Origin of the sequence: Enterobacter sp. RHBSTW-00175, from assembly GCF_013927005.1 — a bacterium.
GTDB lineage: Bacteria > Pseudomonadota > Gammaproteobacteria > Enterobacterales > Enterobacteriaceae > Enterobacter.
Genome location: NZ_CP055930.1, coordinates 3,818,370 through 3,838,358, shown reverse-complemented (window position 1 = coordinate 3,838,358; position 19,989 = coordinate 3,818,370). Strand labels below are relative to the sequence as shown.

Below are 19,989 nucleotides of genomic sequence, written 5' to 3'. Positions count from 1 at the left end.
CAATCCCTTTTCAGGGAGTGCCTGTTTCCCAGCCACTTCGACAGGCTGTAAACAGCCCGTCAGGTAAACGCCCCAGCGTCACTTCCCGGGCACCCTGCCAGACGGCAAAATCCGTAATTGCGGTTGCTAACCCTTTATCAAGCGTTGCGGTCACTTTTACCCCCTCTTCAAGATAGAGGGCGATAACCTCGAGTACTCCCGTTTTGCGGTGCATCTTGGCATCCATACGCCCGACCAGTTGCCCTTTGTGCAGCAGCGGTAGAACAAAATAGCCGTACTGACGTTTTGGCGCCGGGGTGTAGCACTCCAGCCGGTAGCTGAAATTAAACAACTGCTCGGCACGTTTTCTGTCCCAGACCACCGGATCAAAAGGTGAAAGCACCGCGCTGTGCGTCGCCTGGAGTTTACCCTCCTGAGCCTGCGGCAACAGGGGCAGCAAATCAGCGTCCAGCCACATCTCACCAAGCGTTTCGACTTCAACCGGGATAACACGCTGCGCCTGGTGCCACATGTCCAGCAGAGGTTTTAGCACTGGCTGGCGAAGCCGGTAGTAATCCGCCAGCCACTGTGGGCGAAAGATCCCCAGACTTCGGGCGCTGTTTGCCAGCATGATGGCTTCAGCATCCCCCTGCGAGAGCAGATCGCGCTGGTCATCCCAGTGCGGCATTACGCGATGCGTGAGGTCATACACCCGCTGAAAATTGCGGCGTTCTATCACCATCACCTTTCCTGAAGTAAACAATCCTTCAAGATGGCGTTTGTGCGGTTTCCACTCCCACCAGCCACTCGCCCCTTTTCGTGGATGCTCAAAATCAACCGAACGAACCGGGCCGTTTTCCTGTATATGGGCAATAAGTTGTTCGATTTCAGCGGCGTGCTCCCGCATCCACTCCTGGCGGTATTTCCAGCCCATTTTATCCGGGGAGAGCATCCGGTGACGCACCAGCGAAAAATCGCTGCGCGGCAGAAAGCAGGCTTCATGCGCCCAGTACTCCATTAACTCGCCCTGGCTGAGCGCATTGTCCAGCCACTGAGGCTGATACGCCCCCAGGCGGCTAAACAGCACCAGATAGGGGCTACGGGCCACGATGTTAATGGTGTCGATTTGCAGCAGAGACATACGCTGCACGGTGGAAAGAATATCGGAAGGTTGTGCGCGGCGACGAGGCTTTTTCAGCAGCCCCTGCGCGGCAAGATGTAAGTTACGTGCGGCTGAGAGTGAGAGTTGCGGTAGAGACATGCGTTTTCCTGTCAGTCAAAGCGCCACCAGAACCGCGTTTGCGATTAATGCACCAACGCAATCAGGTCCTTTAGCAATTGTTCCGGTTGCTCACCGCTGAGTTCAGCGTCAACCGGCAGATACCACCAGTTCTCTTTTGCAAAGGCGCGGCATTTCACCGCGTCTTTTTCTGTCATGATCAACGTCTGTCCGGGAACGGTGAAGGCTGCAACCTGTTCCGGCACGAATGCCTGATGGTCGGCCAGCGGAACACGCCTCTCAAGCCTTGCACCACATTGTTCCAGAGTAGTGAAGAAGCGAGGTGGATGCCCAATCCCCGCCATTGCAACCAGAGCCGGAAGTAGTGCAACAGCCTTGCGCTCCCCGGTCAGCAAATTCACGGCCAGACCGGGATGGAGATGCATAGGAATTTCGCCCTGCTCCGCCACGCCACCATTCACAATGACCGCATCAACTGACTTCAGTCGTGAAGCACGTTCGCGCATCGGCCCGGCGGGCAACCACCAGCCATTGCCAAAACGACGAACGCCATCAATGACCACAATCTCTTTGTCACGCGCCAGTGCGTAATGTTGCAGGCCGTCGTCAGTGATGATGATTTGTACGTCATGTTCAGCCAGGAGAGCCTGAACCGCTTCGCTACGCACAGGCGACACAGCAACCGGCGCACCTGTTCGCTGGTAGATTAAAACAGGCTCATCACCAGCTTCAGCCGTCGTGGTGTCGGATGTCAGCAACAATGGGTACTGAGCCGCTTTGCCACCGTAACCGCGTGACACTACCCCAACGCGAATACCGCGCGCTTTAAGTTGTTCCACCAGCCAGATAACGACCGGCGTTTTGCCATTTCCACCGGCAGTCAGGTTACCGACCACCACAACAGGAACCGGCGCACGCCAGGCACGTTTTATCCCCATACGATAAAGCAGGCTAATGACGCCGCTCACCAGGCCATAAAGCCAGGAGAGCGGCAGAAGCAACAGCCACAGTGGGGATTCACCTGACCAGATGCGTGCGATCATTCGCCAAACTGCATCTTGTGAAGTTGGGCGTAAACGCCACGATGTGCCAGCAGATCGGCATGACTGCCACGTTCGACAATCAGGCCATCTTCAACAACAACGATTTCGTCGGCCTGCTCGATAGTCGACAGGCGGTGTGCAATCACCAGTGACGTGCGGTTCTTTTGCAGTTCATCCAGCGCAGACTGAATGGCTCGCTCAGATTCCGTATCCAGCGCAGAGGTCGCCTCATCCAGAATAAGGATTGGGCTATCACGCAGCAGTGCGCGCGCAATGGCGATACGCTGACGCTGACCACCCGAGAGCAGTACACCGTTCTCACCGATGACCGTATCAAGACCGTTATCCATTTTGTTGATAAAGTCCATCGCGTAGGCCATGCGTGCAGCGTTTTCAATCTGCTCGCGGCTGTATTCTTCCGTACGTGCATAAGCGATGTTGTTGGCAACTGTATCGTTAAACAGATGAACGTTCTGGGACACCAGCGCAACCTGATTACGCAGCGATTGCAGTGTGTATTCCCTGAGGTCGTGACCGTCTAACAGGATCTCACCTTCGTTAATGTCGTAGAAACGCGTGATCAGGCTGGCAATAGTTGACTTACCTGAACCAGAACGCCCCACCAGCGCAACGGTTTTACCCGCCGGAATATTCAGGCTGATGTTGCGCAGCGCAGGGGTTTCACGGCCCGGGTAGGTGAAGGTGACGTTACGGAACTCAACGTCACCCTGGGCGCGTTCAATGACACGTTTGCCTTCGTCTTTTTCCTGTTCGGAATCCAGGATGCTGAACAGTGTCTGGCAAGCCGCCATACCGCGCTGGAACTGCGCGTTCACGTTAGTCAGTGATTTCAGCGGACGCATCAGCGCAATCATCGAGGAGAAGACCACGGTGATCGTACCGGCAGTCAGGGTTTCCATCACGCTTGGGAAGCTTGCGGCATACAGAACAAATGCCAGTGCAAGGGATGCAATCAACTGAATGACCGGGTCGGAAATAGAAGAGGCCGACACCATTTTCATCCCCTGGAGACGCATTTTGTTGCTGACCTTATCAAAGCGTTTCGTTTCGACTTCCTGACCGCCGAAAATTAACACTTCTTTATGCCCTTTCAGCATCTGCTCTGCGCTGGTCGTCACCTGCCCCATAGTGTTCTGCATGTTCTTACTGATATTACGAAAACGTTTAGAAACCATGCGGATTGCAATAGAAACAATTGGTGCCAGAACAATGAGGATGATCGACAGCTGCCAGCTGTAGTAGAACATCATGATAAACAGGCCGATGATCGACGCGCCTTCACGCACAACGGTAATCAGTGCGCTGGAGGATGACGATGCCACCTGCTCTGAGTCATACGTGATACGTGACAACAACGTCCCGGTAGACTGCTTGTCAAAGAAAGAGACGGGCATCCCCATCATATGACTGAACAGCCGACGACGCATGGTCATAACCACTTTTCCCGATACCCATGAAATGCAGTAACTGGAAATATAGCTGGTGATACCGCGTAAGATCATCAGTCCGACAACCACCAGAGGCATCCATAGCAACACTGAGCGATCCGTTTTACCAAAACCGTCATCCAGTAACGGTTTGAGGAGCGATAGCATAAAAGTATCGCTGGCTGCGTTGAGGATTAACGCTACGCCCGCCACGATCAAGCCTGTTTTAAAAGGTGCAATCATCGGCCAGAGTCGGCGGAACGTTTGCCACGTGGAGAGATCTTTGTCGTTATGCATTCAAAAAACCAGCACTTGTTGAAATAGCCGCATATTCTACCCGTTATCTACTGGCTCGCCAAACCACTGATGATACCAACGCTGTAAATATTGATCGCGTAAGCGGCGGATTTGCCAGCTATGTTGCGAAAAAGTCACGGAGATTTGTCCAGATTGAGGTGTATCCAGCCATAAATAGCCCTCTTTTCTGTAACGTCCGACCACTTTTACCGACGGAAATCGCCATGCGTTATAGCGTGCTGCAGAGGCCAACGCAACTTTTCCGTCCGTGCGCTGAACCAGTGGCAGTGAGGAAGAGGTATTGCTCCCATGATGAGGCACCTGAATGAGTGTAGACGTAAGATAACGCCAGTGATGGCTTACCATCGCCTGTTCAGCCTTAGCCTCAATATCGCCCGTCAACAGAACGCTCTGCCTGCCATCATCGATTTTTACCACGCAAGAGCGATTATTACCCGCTACAGACAGATCTTCAGGTGGCCAGTGAACGGTGAATGTTAACCCATGCCATCGCCACTGTTGACCACGGAAACACGGAAGATGCCCCGCCCAGCGCAGTGAGCTTCTTATCCACATGACCGGCCAGACTTTTTGTAATGATTGCAGGCCCCCGGCATGATCAAGATGCTCATGGCTCACAATGACACCGTCGGGGGCCAGGTGATGCCAGCGTAGCCAGGGAATAATGATCTGCTGGGCGCTATCACCGCCTGGCCAGGCAAGCCCGGTATCGTAAAGAATCGCCCTGCCCTCACGTTCAATAACCATAGCCAGCCCCTGTCCCACATCCAGCATATGCAGCGTCCAGCTATCATTTTTCATCGTTCTCCAGAGCGGGAACGTCAGTAAAACAGTACCCGCCAGGCACACCGCCGGCGCTGTTTTCCAGATGTGCAAGCGCCAGCCAATAACGGCGAACCAGGGCAGCAGTGTTAGATACTGCCAGCGTTCATCGATGTCCTGCCATCCGTCGGGTAAATGCATCAATAACCAGAAAAGCAACGCCATTGATTTATCCGCCGCGAGCCAGATAGCCATTTCCAGAGCAGCTAACGGCAACAAATGCAGTAACAGGCCAAGCAGGATCAGTGGAACAGAGATAAACGTCACCAGGGGTACGGCAAACAGATTAGCCACTAGTGAAGAGAGGCTGAATCCATGGAAAATCAGCACCTGCAATGGCAACAGCAGCAGCAACATCCCCACCTGTAGATACAGCAGATGTCCCAATGGCCGTAACCAGTGGGTTAGTCGCCAGGGCGGCAGCGGTAACCACTGATACCAGAATATCAGTGCCGCTACGGCAAAAGCTGACAATACGAGGCTCTGGGAAAGTACAGACATCGGGTCGGCAACCAGAATGGCTGCCACGCAGCATAACCAAACCTGCCAGGCTGACCAGCATCGCCCGCTGAGTCGTAATGCCGCAAAGGTTGCGAGCGAGATAACCGTACGTAACGCGGGCGGTTGCAGGCCTGTCAGCCACGCGTAGAAGGCGGCAAAAAAAAGCCCCGCCAGTAAAGGCATTCGCCAGTTAATGAAGTGGCAGGGTAAGAAAAACTGCACGCCCCGGGCCAGTAGCCATACAACTGATGCAGCAAGTGCAATGTGTAACCCGGATATTGCCATCAGATGTATCGTGCCGGTCTCACGCATCAGATTATTGATTTCCCGGGACACTGCCAGACGCTCTCCCATCCCCAGGCCCAGGATCACCGGCCCCCAGTGATAAGAAGAAAGTGTGTTTTGCAAAGAAGCCAGATAGCGTGAGCGTAAACTACAGGATCCATCGACAATTTCTGCCGCTGTAAATCTGCCGGTCAATGTCTGGTGCCGGGCAAATGCATTTCGCTGTGAATCAAAGCCGCCATCATTTAACTCACCATGTACGGCCCTGAGGCGCAGTGTCAACGCCCAACGCTGCCCTGCGCAGGCTGGCTGCGGTAACTCATTGCCGTATAGCACCACGCCAGTTGTGGGCCACCAGCGCTTTCCATTCAGGGAAACAATCTTTCCTTTATGGGTCGTTGCACCATCCGTTTCAGTGATCACCACCTCAGCCTGTTGCGCTTCGTGGGTTAAATGCTGCATCGGCCAGACGAGCTCCATTGCCGACAGTACTGCCCAGGAAAAAAAGAGCATCCACAGGCCTGTAAAGCGCATTCCCGTTAACCGGTGTAATGAGAATAAAACCCCTGTCGCGATCATCACCCATACCCCATGCATACCTGGCAACACGGGCAACCAGAGCAGTGGTATTACTGCCAGAATCGCGCACATACTGATCGTCGGTATCCCCATCACAACCTCCCTGTTTTGCAGGAGTATGTGGCTGTTAAGGGTGAGAGTCAGGCAGAGAAAGTGAGAACGACAGCGGGCGCTGTAATGATTTTTTCAGTTTGCAGAAAAGCGGATACAGAATTGCGAGGCATCTTCAGAATAGAATAACGTCAAACAAAAAAAGCACCCTAAGGTGCTTTCTTTTTAACCCAGTTTAACCCTGAAGGCTAAACTCAGTTGCCATAAATATTGGCGCGATCGCGCAGTTCTTTACCTGGCTTAAAGTGTGGAACGTATTTACCTTCCAGCTCTACTTTATCGCCTGTCTTCGGGTTACGCCCGGTACGTGGAGCACGGTAGTGCAGAGAAAAACTTCCGAAACCGCGGATTTCAATGCGCTCGCCCTGGGCAAGAGTGGTGGCCATATGCTCCAGCATCTCTTTAACAGCATCTTCCACGGCCTTCGCCGGGACATGCGGTTGCTGACTGGCAAGTCTCTCAATCAATTCTGACTTGGTCATGATTCCTCCGGTTCCTTCAAACCAATTAGCTGAACAGCTCATTAAACAAGGGCGGCCGTAGCCGCCCTTTGTTATTGATTACAGGACGAATCCTGCAATCTGTCAAGTCTGCTCCTCATCCTTCTCACTGTAATTGCGTTACAGCTCAAAATGATGCAGAGAACTTGATATTACTCGCCTTTAGCTGCTTTGAAAGCTTCAGCCATTGCGTTGTTAGAGAAGTTTGCATCTTCCTGTTTGTTAACAGTTGCGATTGCATCTTTCTCGTCAGCTTCGTCTTTAGCACGTACGGACAGGCTGATAGCGCGGTTCTTACGGTCAACACCGGTGAACTTAGCTTCAACGTCGTCGCCAACGCTCAGAACCAGAGTTGCATCTTCAACGCGGTCACGTGAAGCTTCAGAAGCGCGCAGGTAACCTTCAACGCCGTCAGCCAGTTCTACGGTTGCGCCTTTAGCGTCAACTGCAGTCACTTTACCGTTTACGATTGCGCCTTTCTTGTTCAGTGCAACCCAGTTGTTGAACGGATCTTCTGCGAGCTGTTTAACGCCCAGGGAGATACGCTCACGCTCTGCGTCAACTTGCAGAACAACTGCTGCGATTTCGTCGCCTTTTTTGTATTCACGAACTGCTTCTTCGCCTGCAACGTTCCAGGAGATGTCAGACAGGTGAACCAGGCCATCGATGCCGCCGTCCAGGCCGATGAAGATACCGAAGTCAGTGATAGACTTGATTTTACCTTCAACACGGTCGCCCTTGTTGTGGGTTTCCGCGAACTGCTGCCATGGGTTGTTTTTGCACTGTTTCAGGCCCAGGGAGATACGACGACGTTCTTCGTCGATATCCAGAACCATAACTTCCACTACATCACCAACGTTAACAACTTTGGATGGGTGGATGTTTTTGTTGGTCCAGTCCATTTCGGAAACGTGCACCAGACCTTCAACGCCTTCTTCGATTTCAACGAAGCAGCCGTAGTCAGTCAGGTTGGTAACGCGACCAGTCAGTTTAGTACCTTCTGGGTAACGTTTAGCGATAGCAACCCATGGATCTTCGCCCAGCTGTTTCAGGCCGAGGGATACACGAGTACGTTCGCGGTCGAACTTCAGCACTTTAACAGTGATTTCGTCGCCAACGTTCACGATTTCGCTTGGGTGCTTAACGCGTTTCCACGCCATGTCGGTGATGTGCAGCAGGCCATCAACGCCGCCCAGGTCAACGAATGCGCCGTAGTCAGTGAGGTTCTTAACGATACCTTTGACTTCCATGCCTTCCTGCAGGTTTTCCAGCAGCTGATCACGTTCTGCACTGTTTTCGGATTCGATAACAGCACGACGGGAAACAACAACGTTGTTACGCTTCTGGTCCAGCTTGATTACTTTGAACTCAAGCTCTTTGCCTTCCAGGTGCAGGGTGTCACGAACTGGACGAACGTCTACCAGAGAACCTGGCAGGAACGCACGAATACCATTCAGCTCAACAGTGAAGCCGCCTTTAACTTTGCCGTTGATAACACCGACTACAGTTTCAGCTTCTTCGTAAGCTTTTTCCAGCGTGATCCAAGCTTCGTGACGTTTAGCTTTTTCACGGGACAGCAGGGTTTCACCGAAGCCGTCTTCTACTGCATCCAGAGCAACGTCAACTTCGTCACCAACCTGGATTTCCAGCTCGCCCTGGGCGTTTTTGAACTGCTCTGCCGGAATGGCGGACTCAGATTTCAGACCGGCGTCAACCAGTACTACGTCTTTGTCGATAGCAACAACAACACCACGAACGATGGAACCCGGACGGGTTTCGATTGTTTTTAAGGATTCTTCAAATAGTTGAGCAAAAGATTCAGTCATGTTTAATCTTCAGGTTAATATAACGTCCACCTGGCTCCTGCCGGATGGGGTTGTTTCACATACCCGCCGTCAATCCATTGCAGCGGGGGTACTGCTAAATCGGTCGCAATTACGCGAGTGCCAGTTTCTGGCGCGCATATTGTAGCGCTTTTTCAATCACTTGCTCAATAGTTAAACTGGTGGAATCCAGAACTAATGCATCTTCTGCAGGAACAAGTGGGGCAACGGCGCGGTTACGATCGCGGTCGTCGCGCTCTTTTATCTCGGATAAAAGGCGATCAAAGTTAACACTAAAGCCCTTCTCCTGCAACTGAAGCATACGGCGATGCGCACGTTCTTCAGAGGAAGCATCAAGGAAAATTTTAACAGGTGCATCAGGGAATACCACTGTACCCATATCACGCCCATCGGCTATCAGACCTGGCGCTTCACGGAAGGCACGTTGGCGACGCAGCAGCGCCTCGCGAACGCGTGGAAATGCAGCAACCTGAGAGGCGGCATTAGCCACTTCCTGCGTGCGGATTTCTCCGCTCACATCTTCCCCTTCCAGGATCACTTCAAGGTTGCCGTCGGTCGACACAAAACGCACATCCAGGTGCGCCGCCAGCGGTACCAGCGCTTCTTCAGATGCGACATCCACATGGTGATGCAACGCAGCCAGGGCCAGCACGCGATAGATTGCTCCTGAATCTAAAAGATGCCATTGCAATGCTTCCGCCATCGCCTTGCACAGAGTACCTTTCCCTGCGCCACTAGGCCCATCAATGGTGATTACCGGGGCAACTGCCGTCATCTTTTTCTCCTTAATCAAGGCATACCGTTAACATAAACGCCGCGCATTATACGCGCCAACGTGCGCAACTGTTACCTTTGCGTGCAAATTACGGATTTAATGAAGCAGAGTGTAGAAGAAATGGGCAGGAATGAACGTCAGGAAGCGTAAGGAAATGCCGCATCGCAGAATGCGGCATAATGTCATCAGGCCAGCGTACTAATGCGCGCCAGCTGCTCAAAGTAGTCCGGGAAGGTTTTCGCCGTACATTTCGGGTCGAGAATAGTCACAGGCGTGTCGGACAACGCCACCAGCGAGAAGCACATCGCCATACGGTGATCATTGTAGGTACCAATTTCTGCAACCTGCAATTTGGCCGGAGGTGTCACGCGAATGTAATCTTCGCCCTCTTCTACCTCTGCACCCACTTTACGCAATTCAGTCGCCATCGCAAACAGACGATCGGTTTCTTTCACGCGCCAGTTATAGATATTACGCAGCGTGGTAGTACCTTTCGCAAACAGCGCAGCTGTCGCAATGGTCATTGCGGCATCCGGGATATGGTTCATGTCCATATCGATGGCGTTCAGCTCGCCATGTGTACAGGAGATGAAATCATCACCCCAGGTCACAACAGCCCCCATTTTCTCCAGCACGTCAGCGAAACGGATATCGCCCTGCACGCTGTTACGCCCGATACCGGTCACTTTCACCGTACCGCCTTTAATCGCGCCGGCAGCCAGGAAGTAAGAGGCAGATGACGCATCGCCTTCAACCAGGTAGTTGCCCGGGGACTGATATTGCTGCGCGCCACGCACGACAAAGCGTTGATACGTCTGGTTTTCAACGTCAACACCGAAGGTTTTCATCAGGTGCAGCGTGATATCAATGTAAGGTTTAGAAACCAGATCACCTTTAATGGTAATGACTGTATCCTGCGGTGCCAGTGGCGCGGTCATCAACAGGGCTGTCAGAAACTGGCTTGAGACGCTGCCGTCAACTTCAACGGAGCCACCGGTAAAACCACCGCGCAGACGCAGTGGCGGATAATTTTTCTGCTCCAGATAATCAATCTGCGCGCCGCCCTGACGAAGGGCATCCACCAGATGACCGATTGGACGCTCTTTCATGCGCGGCTCGCCGGTCAACACAATGTCGTTGCTGCCCAGGCACAGGGCAGCTGCCAGCGGACGCATCGCGGTACCGGCGTTCCCCAGAAACAGTTCTAGCGCTTCGCCAGAGTGCAACGCACCACCGTTACCGGTCACTTCGCAACGCGTGCGATCATCAGATAGCGTGTAATGAACTCCCAACGCTTTCAGCGCATTGAGCATATGGCGAACATCATCGCTGTCCAACAGATTTGTAAGGACGGTGGTGCCGTTTGCCAGAGCTGCCAGCAGCAGAGCGCGGTTCGAGACACTTTTTGAACCAGGCAGATTAATGGTGCCATCTACCCGCGCGATAGGTTGTAACGTCAGGGATTCCATGAAACTTAACTCTCAACTCAACATAATAAAAACCCCGCAGCATAACTGCGGGGGTGAAAAATCAGCGTGATTAACCGCGGCGACGTTCGAAGTCGACCATGAAATCGGTCAACGCTTTCACGCCTTCCAGCGGCATGGCGTTATAAATAGAAGCACGCATCCCACCCACCACACGGTGGCCTTTCAGCGCGTGCAGACCCGCCGCGAAGGACTCTTCAAGGAAGAGCTTATCCAGGCTGCTGTCGGCGAGCTGGAAAGGTACGTTCATGCGGGAACGGTTGGATTGCGCCACGTCGTTGCGGTAAAAATCGCTCTTATCAATCACACCGTACAGCAGATCGGCTTTTTGCTGATTGATCTTGTCCATCTGCGCCACGCCGCCATTCTGCTTCAGCCATTTGAAGACCAGGCCTGCCAGATACCAGGCAAATGTTGGCGGGGTGTTGAACATAGAGTCGTTGTCGTTCAGCACGGTGTAATCAAGGATTGACGGGCATGAAGTATGGGCTTTGCCCAGCAAATCTTCACGCACGATGACCAGCGTCAGCCCAGCCGGCCCGATATTTTTCTGCGCGCCCGCGTAGATAACGCCGAAACGGCTGACATCAATTGGCGCGGAGAGGATTGTTGAGGAGAAGTCGGCAGCAACCACCACATCTTTGCCGAAATTCGGCACTTCATCGATGGCAATACCGTCAATGGTTTCGTTCGGGCAATAGTGCAGGTACGCAGCGTTGTCAGAAAGCTGCCACTCGCTCATCGGCTTAACGGCGCGCAGGCCATCAACGGTGATTTTGCCGTCGATAACATTTGGTGAGCAGTATTTTTTGGCTTCTTTAACGGCGCTTGCCGCCCAGTAGCCAGCGTCAACGTAGTCAGCAGTGGTTTTGTCGCCCAGGATGTTCAACGGTACGCCCGCAAACTGACCGCGCCCGCCGCCGTGGCAGAACAATACTTTGTAGTTCGAGGGAATATTCAGCAGATCACGAAAATCCTTTTCTGCTTCTTCAGCTACCTGAATAAATTCTTTGCCACGGTGACTGATTTCCATCACCGACGTGCCCAGACCCTGCCAGTCACAAAGTTCCTGTTGAGCCTGTTTGAGCACATCCACCGGTAACATTGCCGGACCTGAACTGAAATTAAAGACTTGAGCCATTTCCCTCACCACGCTAAAAGCAATAAGTTATTACTGTGGATATCGGTTTTATCATTCAGTGACACGCGCCGCAATGTCTAAAACTTATGACCGGCGAAATGTGCCCGTCGTCACACAATACAATCTGCCACCTCGCTGTAACAAAACCGACAAAATGGCTGTCAGGTGATACGTTTGGCCCGGCTAACCTTCGACCATTCTGGATTCGTGCAACGGGGACATAATTGATGCTCTCCTGCCTGCATCGCTTCGACATGGCTGCATCTTATACAGGCATACTCACCCGTTTCAGGTATCGTCTTAAACCGCTCAACGAAGCTTTCAGGAAGGATACACAGGCCAGGCTTCACATCATCATCGCGATAGAAATAAATGCTGATTTGTCCGTTCGTTTCCATGATGGCCAGACGCACCTGCCCGAGCTGTTCTACGCTGTTGAGCCGCAACTCCATAAAGAATTCAAATTCCGTCATATTGGCGCCGCGGACTTTCTCCCAGGCCAGTTGCCCATCTTCGACGATGACCACCGGTTTCCCTTCAAACAGGTCTTCCAGCTTTTCGCTTTTTGACATCAGCCACATCACCAGCCGGTACAGCAGGCCCAGTGAGACAAAAACCACGAAGACCGGCACCATCGGCACATCGTCATAAAAGGCAACATCCCCGGCCGCGGACCCTAGCGTCAGGATAATAAGCACTTCAAAAAGCGACATCTGGCGAACACCGCGACGCCCGGTAATTTTGAGGAAAAGAAAGACCAGGATGAAGGTATAAAGACTACGCAGCGCCACCTCCCATAAAAAATCGGGTGGAACTTTGTCAAATGCCATCCGATGAAGATCGAATGCTTTCATTTTTTTATGCCTTAACAGAGAGTTACTGTCACTAAGCATAGCCCAGTCATTTATTTTCGCCGAAGATAGCACCCGTCACGCAAAACCCGTATCATTGCGCGCTTTACGTACGATAAAAGTGAACGCCATGACTCAAACGTTTATCCCCGGCAAAGACGCCGCTCTGGAAGATTCCATCGCTCGCTTCCAGCAGAAACTGACCGACCTGGGCTTTAATATTGAAGAAGCCTCCTGGCTGAATCCGGTTCCTCACGTCTGGTCCGTGCATATTCGCGACAAAGACTGCGCGTTGTGCTTTACCAACGGTAAAGGCGCAACCAAAAAAGCCGCACTGGCCTCTGCGCTGGGTGAGTATTTTGAGCGTCTGTCCACCAACTATTTCTTCGCCGACTTCTGGCTGGGTGACACCATCGCTAATGGCCCATTTGTTCACTACCCGAATGAAAAATGGTTCCCGCTGACCGAAGATGACGAACTGCCGGAAGGCATTCTGGATGCCCGACTGCGCGCGTTTTACGACGCCGATAACGAACTGACCGCCAGTATGCTTATCGATTTACAGTCCGGTAATGAGGATCGCGGTATCTGTGCCCTGCCGTTTACCCGTCAGTCTGATGAGCAGACCGTATACATCCCGATGAACATCGTCGGTAACTTGTATGTGTCGAACGGTATGTCTGCCGGGAACACCCGCAACGAAGCGCGTGTGCAGGGTCTGTCTGAAGTGTTCGAACGCCACATTAAAAACCGCATTATCGCAGAATCCATCAGCCTGCCTGAAATTCCGGCCGAGGTTCTGGCGCGTTACCCGGGCGTTGTGGAGTCTATCGCGAAGCTGGAAGCTGAAGGGTTCCCAATCTTTGCCTATGATGGTTCTCTGGGAGGTAAATACCCGGTTATCTGCGTGGTGCTGTTCAACCCGGCGAACGGTACCTGCTTCGCTTCCTTTGGTGCGCATCCTGACTTTGGTGTCGCGCTGGAACGTACGGTCACCGAACTGCTTCAGGGCCGTAGCCTGAAAGACCTCGACGTGTTTACCCCGCCAACCTTCGACGACGAAGAAGTGGCTGAACACGCGAACCTCGAAACCCACTTCATCGATTCAAGCGGTTTGATCTCCTGGGATATGTTTAAGCAGGATGCGGACTACCCGTTTGTAGACTGGAGCTTTGCAGGCACCACTGAAGAAGAGTTCGCCACCCTGATGGCCATCTTCAAAGCTGAAGATAAAGAAGTCTATATTGCCGACTACGAACACCTGAGCGTATACGCTTGCCGTATTCTGGTACCTGGCATGTCTGATATTTATCCGGCAGAAGATCTGTGGCTGGCAAATAACAGTATGGGTGCGCATCTTCGTGAAACACTACTGTCTCTGCCAGGTAGCGAGTGGGAAAAGGAAGACTATCTGAACCTGATCGCGCAACTGGACGACGAAGGTCACGATGACTTTACCCGTGTGCGTGAGTTGCTCGGTCTGGCAACCGGTAAAGACAATGGCTGGTATACCCTGCGTATTGGTGAGCTGAAAGCGATGCTGGCCTTAGCAGGTGGTGATCTTGATCAGGCGCTGGCATGGACGGAATGGACGATGGAGTTCAACCAGTCTGTCTTCTCCGCAGAACGCGCAAACTACTACCGTTGCCTGCAAACCCTGCTGCTGCTCTCGCAGGAAGACGAACGTCAGCCGCTGCAATATCTGAATGCCTTCGTGCGTATGTATGGCGCAGACGCTGTAGAAGCTGCCAGCGCGGCCCTGAGCGGTGAAGAACCGTTCTACGGCCTGCACGCTGTAGATAACGATCTGAAAGCCTTCCCGGCACATCAGTCGCTGCTGAACGCGTATGAGAAGTTACAGAAGGCTAAAGCCGCTTACTGGTCAAAATAAGCGCATATAACATTACCAACTGTAGGCGGATTCAATCGTCTGGGCTATATTACGGGGCAATTTCATTGCCCCGTTTTTTTATTTCTTTCGCAATGATTTTTGATTGTAATAATAAAGTTAAATATGGGTAAATATAATAATACTTACCTAAGCTTGACTGTTACTTTTTATGGTAAATACTCCATTTTAATTAACTGTTTTACGGGAGCGCGCACGAAAAAATTCAACTCTTTTCATAACTTTTAAAATTTATTTTTATACGGATAATCAAATACTTACTCCGCTTTCGCTGTAAAACCATACACATTGCGGGCCTATAAGCCAGGCGAGATATGATCTATATCAATTTCTCTTCTATAATGCTTTGTTAGTATCTCGTCGCCGACTTAATAAAGAGAGAGTTAGTGTGAAAGCTGACAACCCTTTTGATCTTTTACTCCCAGCTGCGATGGCCAAAGTTGCCGAAGAAGCGGGTGTCTATAAAGCAACGAAACACCCGATGAAGACCTTCTATCTGGCGATCACCGCGGGTGTGTTCATCTCCATTGCTTTTGTCTTTTACATCACTGCCACAACCGGTACTGCCACAATGCCTTTTGGCATGGCTAAACTGATTGGCGGTATTTGCTTCTCACTGGGACTGATTCTTTGCGTCATCTGCGGCGCTGACCTCTTCACCTCAACGGTGCTGATTGTCGTCGCAAAAGCGAGCGGAAGAATAACCTGGGGCCAACTGGCGCGTAACTGGTTAAACGTCTATGTTGGTAACCTGATTGGGTGTCTGCTCTTTGTTTTGTTGATGTGGTTATCTGGCGAATACATGACCGCCAACGGCGGCTGGGGGCTTAACGTCCTGCAAACCGCAGACCACAAAATGCACCACACATTTATCGAAGCTGTCGCTCTTGGCATTCTCGCAAACCTGATGGTCTGCCTGGCTGTCTGGATGAGCTACTCTGGTCGTAGCCTGATGGACAAAGCCATGATTATGGTTCTGCCGGTTGCGATGTTTGTTGCCAGCGGCTTTGAGCACAGTATCGCAAACATGTTTATGATCCCTATGGGAATTGTAATCCGCAACTTTGCGAGCCCGGAGTTCTGGACCGCGGTTGGTTCAACCCCGGAAAGTTTCTCTCACCTGACTATTATGAACTTCATTACTGATAACCTGATCCCTGTCACTATCGGGAACATTATCGGTGGGGGTCTGTTAGTTGGGTTGACATACTGGGTCATTTACCTGCGTGGCGACGACCATCATTGATGGTTATCTCAGGCAGTAAATAAAAAATCCACTTAAGAAGGTAGGTGTTACATGTCCGAGCTTAATGAAAAGTTAGCCACAGCCTGGGAAGGTTTTGCGAAAGGTGACTGGCAGAATGAAGTAAACGTCCGTGACTTCATTCAGAAAAACTATACCCCGTATGAAGGTGACGAATCCTTCCTGGCTGGCGCAACTGACGCGACCACCAAGCTGTGGGACAGCGTAATGGAAGGCGTTAAACTGGAAAACCGCACTCACGCGCCAGTTGATTTTGACACCTCCGTTGCATCCACCATCACTTCTCACGATGCTGGCTACATCAACAAAGCCCTTGAGAAAATTGTTGGTCTGCAAACTGAAGCACCACTGAAACGTGCAATCATCCCGTTCGGTGGCATCAAAATGGTTGAAGGTTCTTGCAAAGCGTACAACCGCGAGCTGGACCCAATGCTGAAAAAAATCTTCAGCGAATACCGCAAAACCCACAACCAGGGCGTATTCGATGTTTACACCAAAGACATTCTGAACTGCCGTAAATCTGGCGTTCTGACTGGTCTGCCAGATGCGTATGGCCGTGGCCGTATCATCGGTGACTACCGTCGTATTGCACTGTACGGTATCGATTTCCTGCTGAAAGACAAATACGCGCAGTTCGTTTCTCTCCAGTCTGATCTGGAAAACGGCGTAAATCTGGAAGCCACTATCCGTCTGCGTGAAGAAATCGCTGAACAGCATCGTGCACTGGGCCAGATCAAAGAGATGGCGGCTAAATACGGCTGCGATATCTCTGCTCCTGCGACCAACGCTCAGGAAGCAATCCAGTGGACTTACTTCGGCTACCTGGCCGCTGTTAAATCTCAGAACGGCGCAGCAATGTCCTTCGGTCGCGTATCCACCTTCCTGGATGCGTACATCGAACGTGATATCAAAGCAGGCAAAATCACTGAACAAGACGCTCAGGAAATGATTGACCACCTGGTCATGAAACTGCGTATGGTTCGTTTCCTGCGTACTCCTGAATATGATGAACTGTTCTCTGGTGACCCAATCTGGGCAACTGAGTCAATCGGTGGTATGGGCGTTGATGGCCGTACTCTGGTTACCAAAAACAGCTTCCGCTTCCTGAACACCCTGTACACCATGGGTCCTTCTCCGGAGCCGAACATCACTGTTCTGTGGTCTGAAAAACTGCCTCTGAACTTCAAGAAATTCGCCGCTAAAGTGTCCATCGACACCTCTTCTCTGCAATACGAGAACGATGACCTGATGCGTCCGGACTTCAACAACGATGACTACGCTATCGCTTGTTGCGTGAGCCCAATGATCGTTGGCAAACAAATGCAGTTCTTCGGTGCACGTGCAAACCTGGCGAAAACCATGCTGTACGCAATCAACGGCGGCGTTGATGAAAAACTGAAAATGCAGGTTGGTCCTAAATCTGAACCAATCAAAGGCGACGTTCTGAAGTTCGACGAAGTGATGGACCGTATGGATCACTTCATGGACTGGCTGGCTAAACAGTACGTCACTGCACTGAACGTTATCCACTACATGCATGACAAGTACAGCTATGAAGCCTCTCTGATGGCGCTGCACGACCGTGACGTTGTTCGCACCATGGCATGTGGTATCGCTGGCCTGTCCGTTGCTGCTGACTCCCTGTCTGCAATCAAATATGCGAAAGTTAAACCAATTCGTGACGAAGACGGCCTGGCTGTTGACTTCGAAATCGAAGGCGAATACCCGCAGTTTGGTAACAACGATTCTCGCGTTGATGACATGGCGGTTGACCTGGTAGAACGTTTCATGAAGAAAATTCAGAAACTGACTACTTACCGTAACGCTATCCCGACTCAGTCTGTTCTGACCATCACCTCTAACGTTGTGTATGGTAAGAAAACCGGTAACACCCCAGACGGTCGTCGTGCTGGCGCGCCATTCGGCCCAGGTGCTAACCCAATGCACGGTCGTGACCAGAAAGGTGCTGTTGCCTCTCTGACCTCCGTTGCTAAACTGCCGTTTGCTTACGCTAAAGATGGTATCTCTTATACCTTCTCTATCGTTCCAAACGCACTGGGTAAAGACGACGAAGTACGTAAAACCAACCTCGCGGGTCTGATGGATGGTTACTTCCACCACGAAGCGTCCATCGAAGGTGGTCAGCACCTGAACGTGAACGTGATGAACCGTGAAATGCTGCTCGATGCGATGGAAAATCCTGAGAAATATCCTCAGCTGACCATCCGTGTATCTGGCTACGCAGTACGTTTTAACTCCCTGACTAAAGAACAGCAGCAGGACGTTATCACCCGTACTTTCACTCAGTCCATCTAACTGGAATTGACTGAAATCACGCGTTAAAAAGCGTACAATAAAGGCTCCACGCAAGTGGGGCCTTTTTAACACCTTCTCCACCCCAGTCTCTTTTGTCCGCTATCTATACTTTATGGATATCAGCCAAAACAGATTTAAACACAGCCGGTTTTGAGCTGTGCATACTCAGGCCCCGGACGGGTCGATGCTGGAGATATCACCGCAATGTCAACTATTGGTCGCATTCACTCCTTTGAATCCTGTGGCACTGTCGATGGCCCAGGGATCCGCTTTATTACCTTCTTCCAGGGCTGCCTGATGCGCTGCCTGTACTGTCATAACCGTGATACATGGGATACACACGGCGGCAAAGAAATCACTGTTGATGATTTAATGAAAGAGGTTGTGACCTATCGCCACTTTATGAACGCATCGGGTGGTGGTGTTACCGCTTCTGGTGGTGAAGCCATTCTTCAGGCCGAGTTTGTGCGCGACTGGTTCCGCGCCTGCCGTAAAGAAGGTATTCACACCTGCCTTGATACTAACGGTTTTGTACGTCGTTACGATCCGGTCATCGATGAACTGCTTGAAGTGACCGATCTGGTGATGCTCGATCTCAAACAGATGAACGATGAGATCCACCAGAATCTGGTTGGTGTTTCCAACCATCGTACCCTGGAGTTCGCCAAATACATCTCAGGTAAGGGTATCAACACCTGGATCCGCTATGTGGTTGTACCTGGCTGGTCAGATGATGATGACTCTGCACATCGACTGGGCGAATTTACTCGCGACATGGGCAACGTAGAAAAAATTGAGCTGCTGCCCTATCACGAACTGGGTAAACATAAATGGGTGGCGATGGGTGAAGAATATAAGCTCGATGGCGTTAAACCACCGAAGAAAGAAACCATGGAACGCGTGAAAGGCATTCTTGAGCAGTACGGACACAAAGTTATGTATTAAAAAATAGCCCGGTTTAACCGGGCTTTTTTTATGCTATCTGAACACGCCGTTAATGATCGTGGTCACAATGGCCGTACTTAGTGCAATTAAGACCAGGTCATCACCCACTACCCGCCATTCATACCCAGGATAGGAAGGAAGCTGGCCCAGCATAGACGCCGGTACTGTTTTTTTCGCAATACCCGGAGGCAGTGGTTTTCCGCGTGCGAGATTTTTCGCAATGCCCGGCGGCAATGAATCATAACCGGTTAAACCGTAATTCAATGCCAGATGACGGGCGTGATCGAAGCTCACGCGCGCATCAACATCATCACCGACGCTTTTATTTGATTTGCCGGGACTCTGATTACTATTATTTTGTTTATTGCCATGATTACCGGAATTCCCGTTCCCATGGTTGCCGCTGTTGCCTTGCCCACCGCCATTACCATTGCCATGACCATTACCTGGATTCGCCAGGGCTGGCGCGGTTGCGAAGGTTAAGGACAACACGACTGCCAGAGCAGTCGTGGAAAAACGACGTATAGACATGATTGCTGCCTTTTAGTGATAGAACTCAGTTGAATTATCGCCTGGCGCAATAAACAAACAATAAGTAAAACTCTGAGTTCTGATAGGGTCAAAAAAGCCT

The 19,989-nt window shown here is 51.5% G+C and carries 15 protein-coding genes; 4 read left to right on the top strand and 11 right to left on the bottom strand.

The genetic code is table 11. The features are described 5' to 3' along the window. Window positions 1-10: 10 nt before the first annotated feature. The 10 genes from HV107_RS18185 to HV107_RS18140 all read right to left on the bottom strand — a co-directional run bounded on the left by HV107_RS18185 (window position 11) and on the right by HV107_RS18140 (window position 12,927). Window positions 11-1,240, bottom strand: coding sequence for a winged helix-turn-helix domain-containing protein (locus tag HV107_RS18185; RefSeq protein ID WP_182060241.1), 1,230 nt, complete (start codon window positions 1,238-1,240; stop codon window positions 11-13). Window positions 1,241-1,284: 44 nt separating this feature from the next. Beyond that, entirely contained in the window at window positions 1,285-2,262 is a 978-nt protein-coding gene (gene lpxK, locus HV107_RS18180) for a tetraacyldisaccharide 4'-kinase (RefSeq protein WP_182060240.1), read from the bottom strand. After that, window positions 2,259-4,007 (bottom strand): lipid A ABC transporter ATP-binding protein/permease MsbA, encoded by a 1,749-nt coding sequence (msbA, locus tag HV107_RS18175; RefSeq protein ID WP_182060239.1) that lies wholly within the window; start codon window positions 4,005-4,007, stop codon window positions 2,259-2,261. The genes lpxK and msbA overlap by 4 nt, the downstream gene beginning before the upstream one ends. A 36-nt stretch (window positions 4,008-4,043) precedes the next feature. After that, on the bottom strand, window positions 4,044-6,308 hold the full coding sequence (locus tag HV107_RS18170; RefSeq protein WP_182060238.1) for a ComEC family protein: 2,265 nt from the start codon (window positions 6,306-6,308) through the stop codon (window positions 4,044-4,046). A gap of 212 nt (window positions 6,309-6,520) precedes the next feature. Beyond that, window positions 6,521-6,808 carry an integration host factor subunit beta gene (ihfB, locus tag HV107_RS18165; protein ID WP_014069584.1) on the bottom strand — a complete coding sequence of 96 codons (288 nt, stop codon included), beginning with the start codon at window positions 6,806-6,808 and terminating at the stop codon, window positions 6,521-6,523. A 170-nt stretch (window positions 6,809-6,978) separates the two neighbouring features. Beyond that, window positions 6,979-8,652, bottom strand: coding sequence for a 30S ribosomal protein S1 (rpsA, locus tag HV107_RS18160; protein ID WP_010429251.1), 1,674 nt, complete (start codon window positions 8,650-8,652; stop codon window positions 6,979-6,981). Between the two features lie 109 nt (window positions 8,653-8,761). Beyond that, on the bottom strand, window positions 8,762-9,445 hold the full coding sequence (gene cmk / locus HV107_RS18155; protein ID WP_182060237.1) for a (d)CMP kinase: 684 nt from the start codon (window positions 9,443-9,445) through the stop codon (window positions 8,762-8,764). A gap of 185 nt (window positions 9,446-9,630) precedes the next feature. Further along, complete coding sequence (gene aroA / locus HV107_RS18150; RefSeq protein WP_182060236.1) at window positions 9,631-10,914, bottom strand: 3-phosphoshikimate 1-carboxyvinyltransferase; 1,284 nt, start codon at window positions 10,912-10,914, stop codon at window positions 9,631-9,633. 70 nt (window positions 10,915-10,984) lie between these two features. After that, complete coding sequence (serC, locus tag HV107_RS18145; protein WP_182060235.1) at window positions 10,985-12,073, bottom strand: 3-phosphoserine/phosphohydroxythreonine transaminase; 1,089 nt, start codon at window positions 12,071-12,073, stop codon at window positions 10,985-10,987. Window positions 12,074-12,234: 161 nt separating this feature from the next. Beyond that, window positions 12,235-12,927, bottom strand: coding sequence for a DUF421 domain-containing protein (locus HV107_RS18140; RefSeq protein ID WP_182060234.1), 693 nt, complete (start codon window positions 12,925-12,927; stop codon window positions 12,235-12,237). 127 nt (window positions 12,928-13,054) lie between these two features. On the opposite strand from HV107_RS18140, the gene ycaO reads away from it, so the two are divergent. The 4 genes from ycaO (at window position 13,055) to pflA (ending at window position 19,358) form a co-directional block, all read left to right on the top strand. Then, window positions 13,055-14,815 carry a 30S ribosomal protein S12 methylthiotransferase accessory factor YcaO gene (ycaO, locus tag HV107_RS18135; protein ID WP_182060233.1) on the top strand — a complete coding sequence of 587 codons (1,761 nt, stop codon included), beginning with the start codon at window positions 13,055-13,057 and terminating at the stop codon, window positions 14,813-14,815. Between the two features lie 406 nt (window positions 14,816-15,221). Beyond that, on the top strand, window positions 15,222-16,079 hold the full coding sequence (focA, locus tag HV107_RS18130) for a formate transporter FocA (RefSeq protein WP_182060232.1): 858 nt from the start codon (window positions 15,222-15,224) through the stop codon (window positions 16,077-16,079). A 51-nt stretch (window positions 16,080-16,130) separates the two neighbouring features. Beyond that, window positions 16,131-18,413 carry a formate C-acetyltransferase gene (gene pflB / locus HV107_RS18125; RefSeq protein ID WP_182060231.1) on the top strand — a complete coding sequence of 761 codons (2,283 nt, stop codon included), beginning with the start codon at window positions 16,131-16,133 and terminating at the stop codon, window positions 18,411-18,413. 204 nt (window positions 18,414-18,617) lie between these two features. After that, window positions 18,618-19,358 carry a pyruvate formate lyase 1-activating protein gene (gene pflA / locus HV107_RS18120; RefSeq protein WP_182060230.1) on the top strand — a complete coding sequence of 247 codons (741 nt, stop codon included), beginning with the start codon at window positions 18,618-18,620 and terminating at the stop codon, window positions 19,356-19,358. A 33-nt stretch (window positions 19,359-19,391) separates the two neighbouring features. Here pflA and HV107_RS18115 read toward each other — a convergent pair whose 3' ends face one another. Next, window positions 19,392-19,889 (bottom strand): anti-virulence regulator CigR family protein, encoded by a 498-nt coding sequence (locus tag HV107_RS18115; RefSeq protein WP_182060229.1) that lies wholly within the window; start codon window positions 19,887-19,889, stop codon window positions 19,392-19,394. Window positions 19,890-19,989: the final 100 nt, after the last annotated feature.

What these genes read in the sequence shown, in the direction of transcription:
- HV107_RS18185 (WP_182060241.1), bottom strand. Translation starts at nt 1,240, where the DNA reads ATGTCTCTACCGCAACTCTCACTCTCAGCCGCACGTAACTTACATCTT.
- lpxK (WP_182060240.1), bottom strand. Translation starts at nt 2,262, where the DNA reads ATGATCGCACGCATCTGGTCAGGTGAATCCCCACTGTGGCTGTTGCTT.
- msbA (WP_182060239.1), bottom strand. Translation starts at nt 4,007, where the DNA reads ATGCATAACGACAAAGATCTCTCCACGTGGCAAACGTTCCGCCGACTC.
- HV107_RS18170 (WP_182060238.1), bottom strand. Translation starts at nt 6,308, where the DNA reads ATGGGGATACCGACGATCAGTATGTGCGCGATTCTGGCAGTAATACCA.
- ihfB (WP_014069584.1), bottom strand. Translation starts at nt 6,808, where the DNA reads ATGACCAAGTCAGAATTGATTGAGAGACTTGCCAGTCAGCAACCGCAT.
- rpsA (WP_010429251.1), bottom strand. Translation starts at nt 8,652, where the DNA reads ATGACTGAATCTTTTGCTCAACTATTTGAAGAATCCTTAAAAACAATC.
- cmk (WP_182060237.1), bottom strand. Translation starts at nt 9,445, where the DNA reads ATGACGGCAGTTGCCCCGGTAATCACCATTGATGGGCCTAGTGGCGCA.
- aroA (WP_182060236.1), bottom strand. Translation starts at nt 10,914, where the DNA reads ATGGAATCCCTGACGTTACAACCTATCGCGCGGGTAGATGGCACCATT.
- serC (WP_182060235.1), bottom strand. Translation starts at nt 12,073, where the DNA reads ATGGCTCAAGTCTTTAATTTCAGTTCAGGTCCGGCAATGTTACCGGTG.
- HV107_RS18140 (WP_182060234.1), bottom strand. Translation starts at nt 12,927, where the DNA reads ATGAAAGCATTCGATCTTCATCGGATGGCATTTGACAAAGTTCCACCC.
- ycaO (WP_182060233.1), top strand. Translation starts at nt 13,055, where the DNA reads ATGACTCAAACGTTTATCCCCGGCAAAGACGCCGCTCTGGAAGATTCC.
- pflB (WP_182060231.1), top strand. Translation starts at nt 16,131, where the DNA reads ATGTCCGAGCTTAATGAAAAGTTAGCCACAGCCTGGGAAGGTTTTGCG.
- pflA (WP_182060230.1), top strand. Translation starts at nt 18,618, where the DNA reads ATGTCAACTATTGGTCGCATTCACTCCTTTGAATCCTGTGGCACTGTC.
- HV107_RS18115 (WP_182060229.1), bottom strand. Translation starts at nt 19,889, where the DNA reads ATGTCTATACGTCGTTTTTCCACGACTGCTCTGGCAGTCGTGTTGTCC.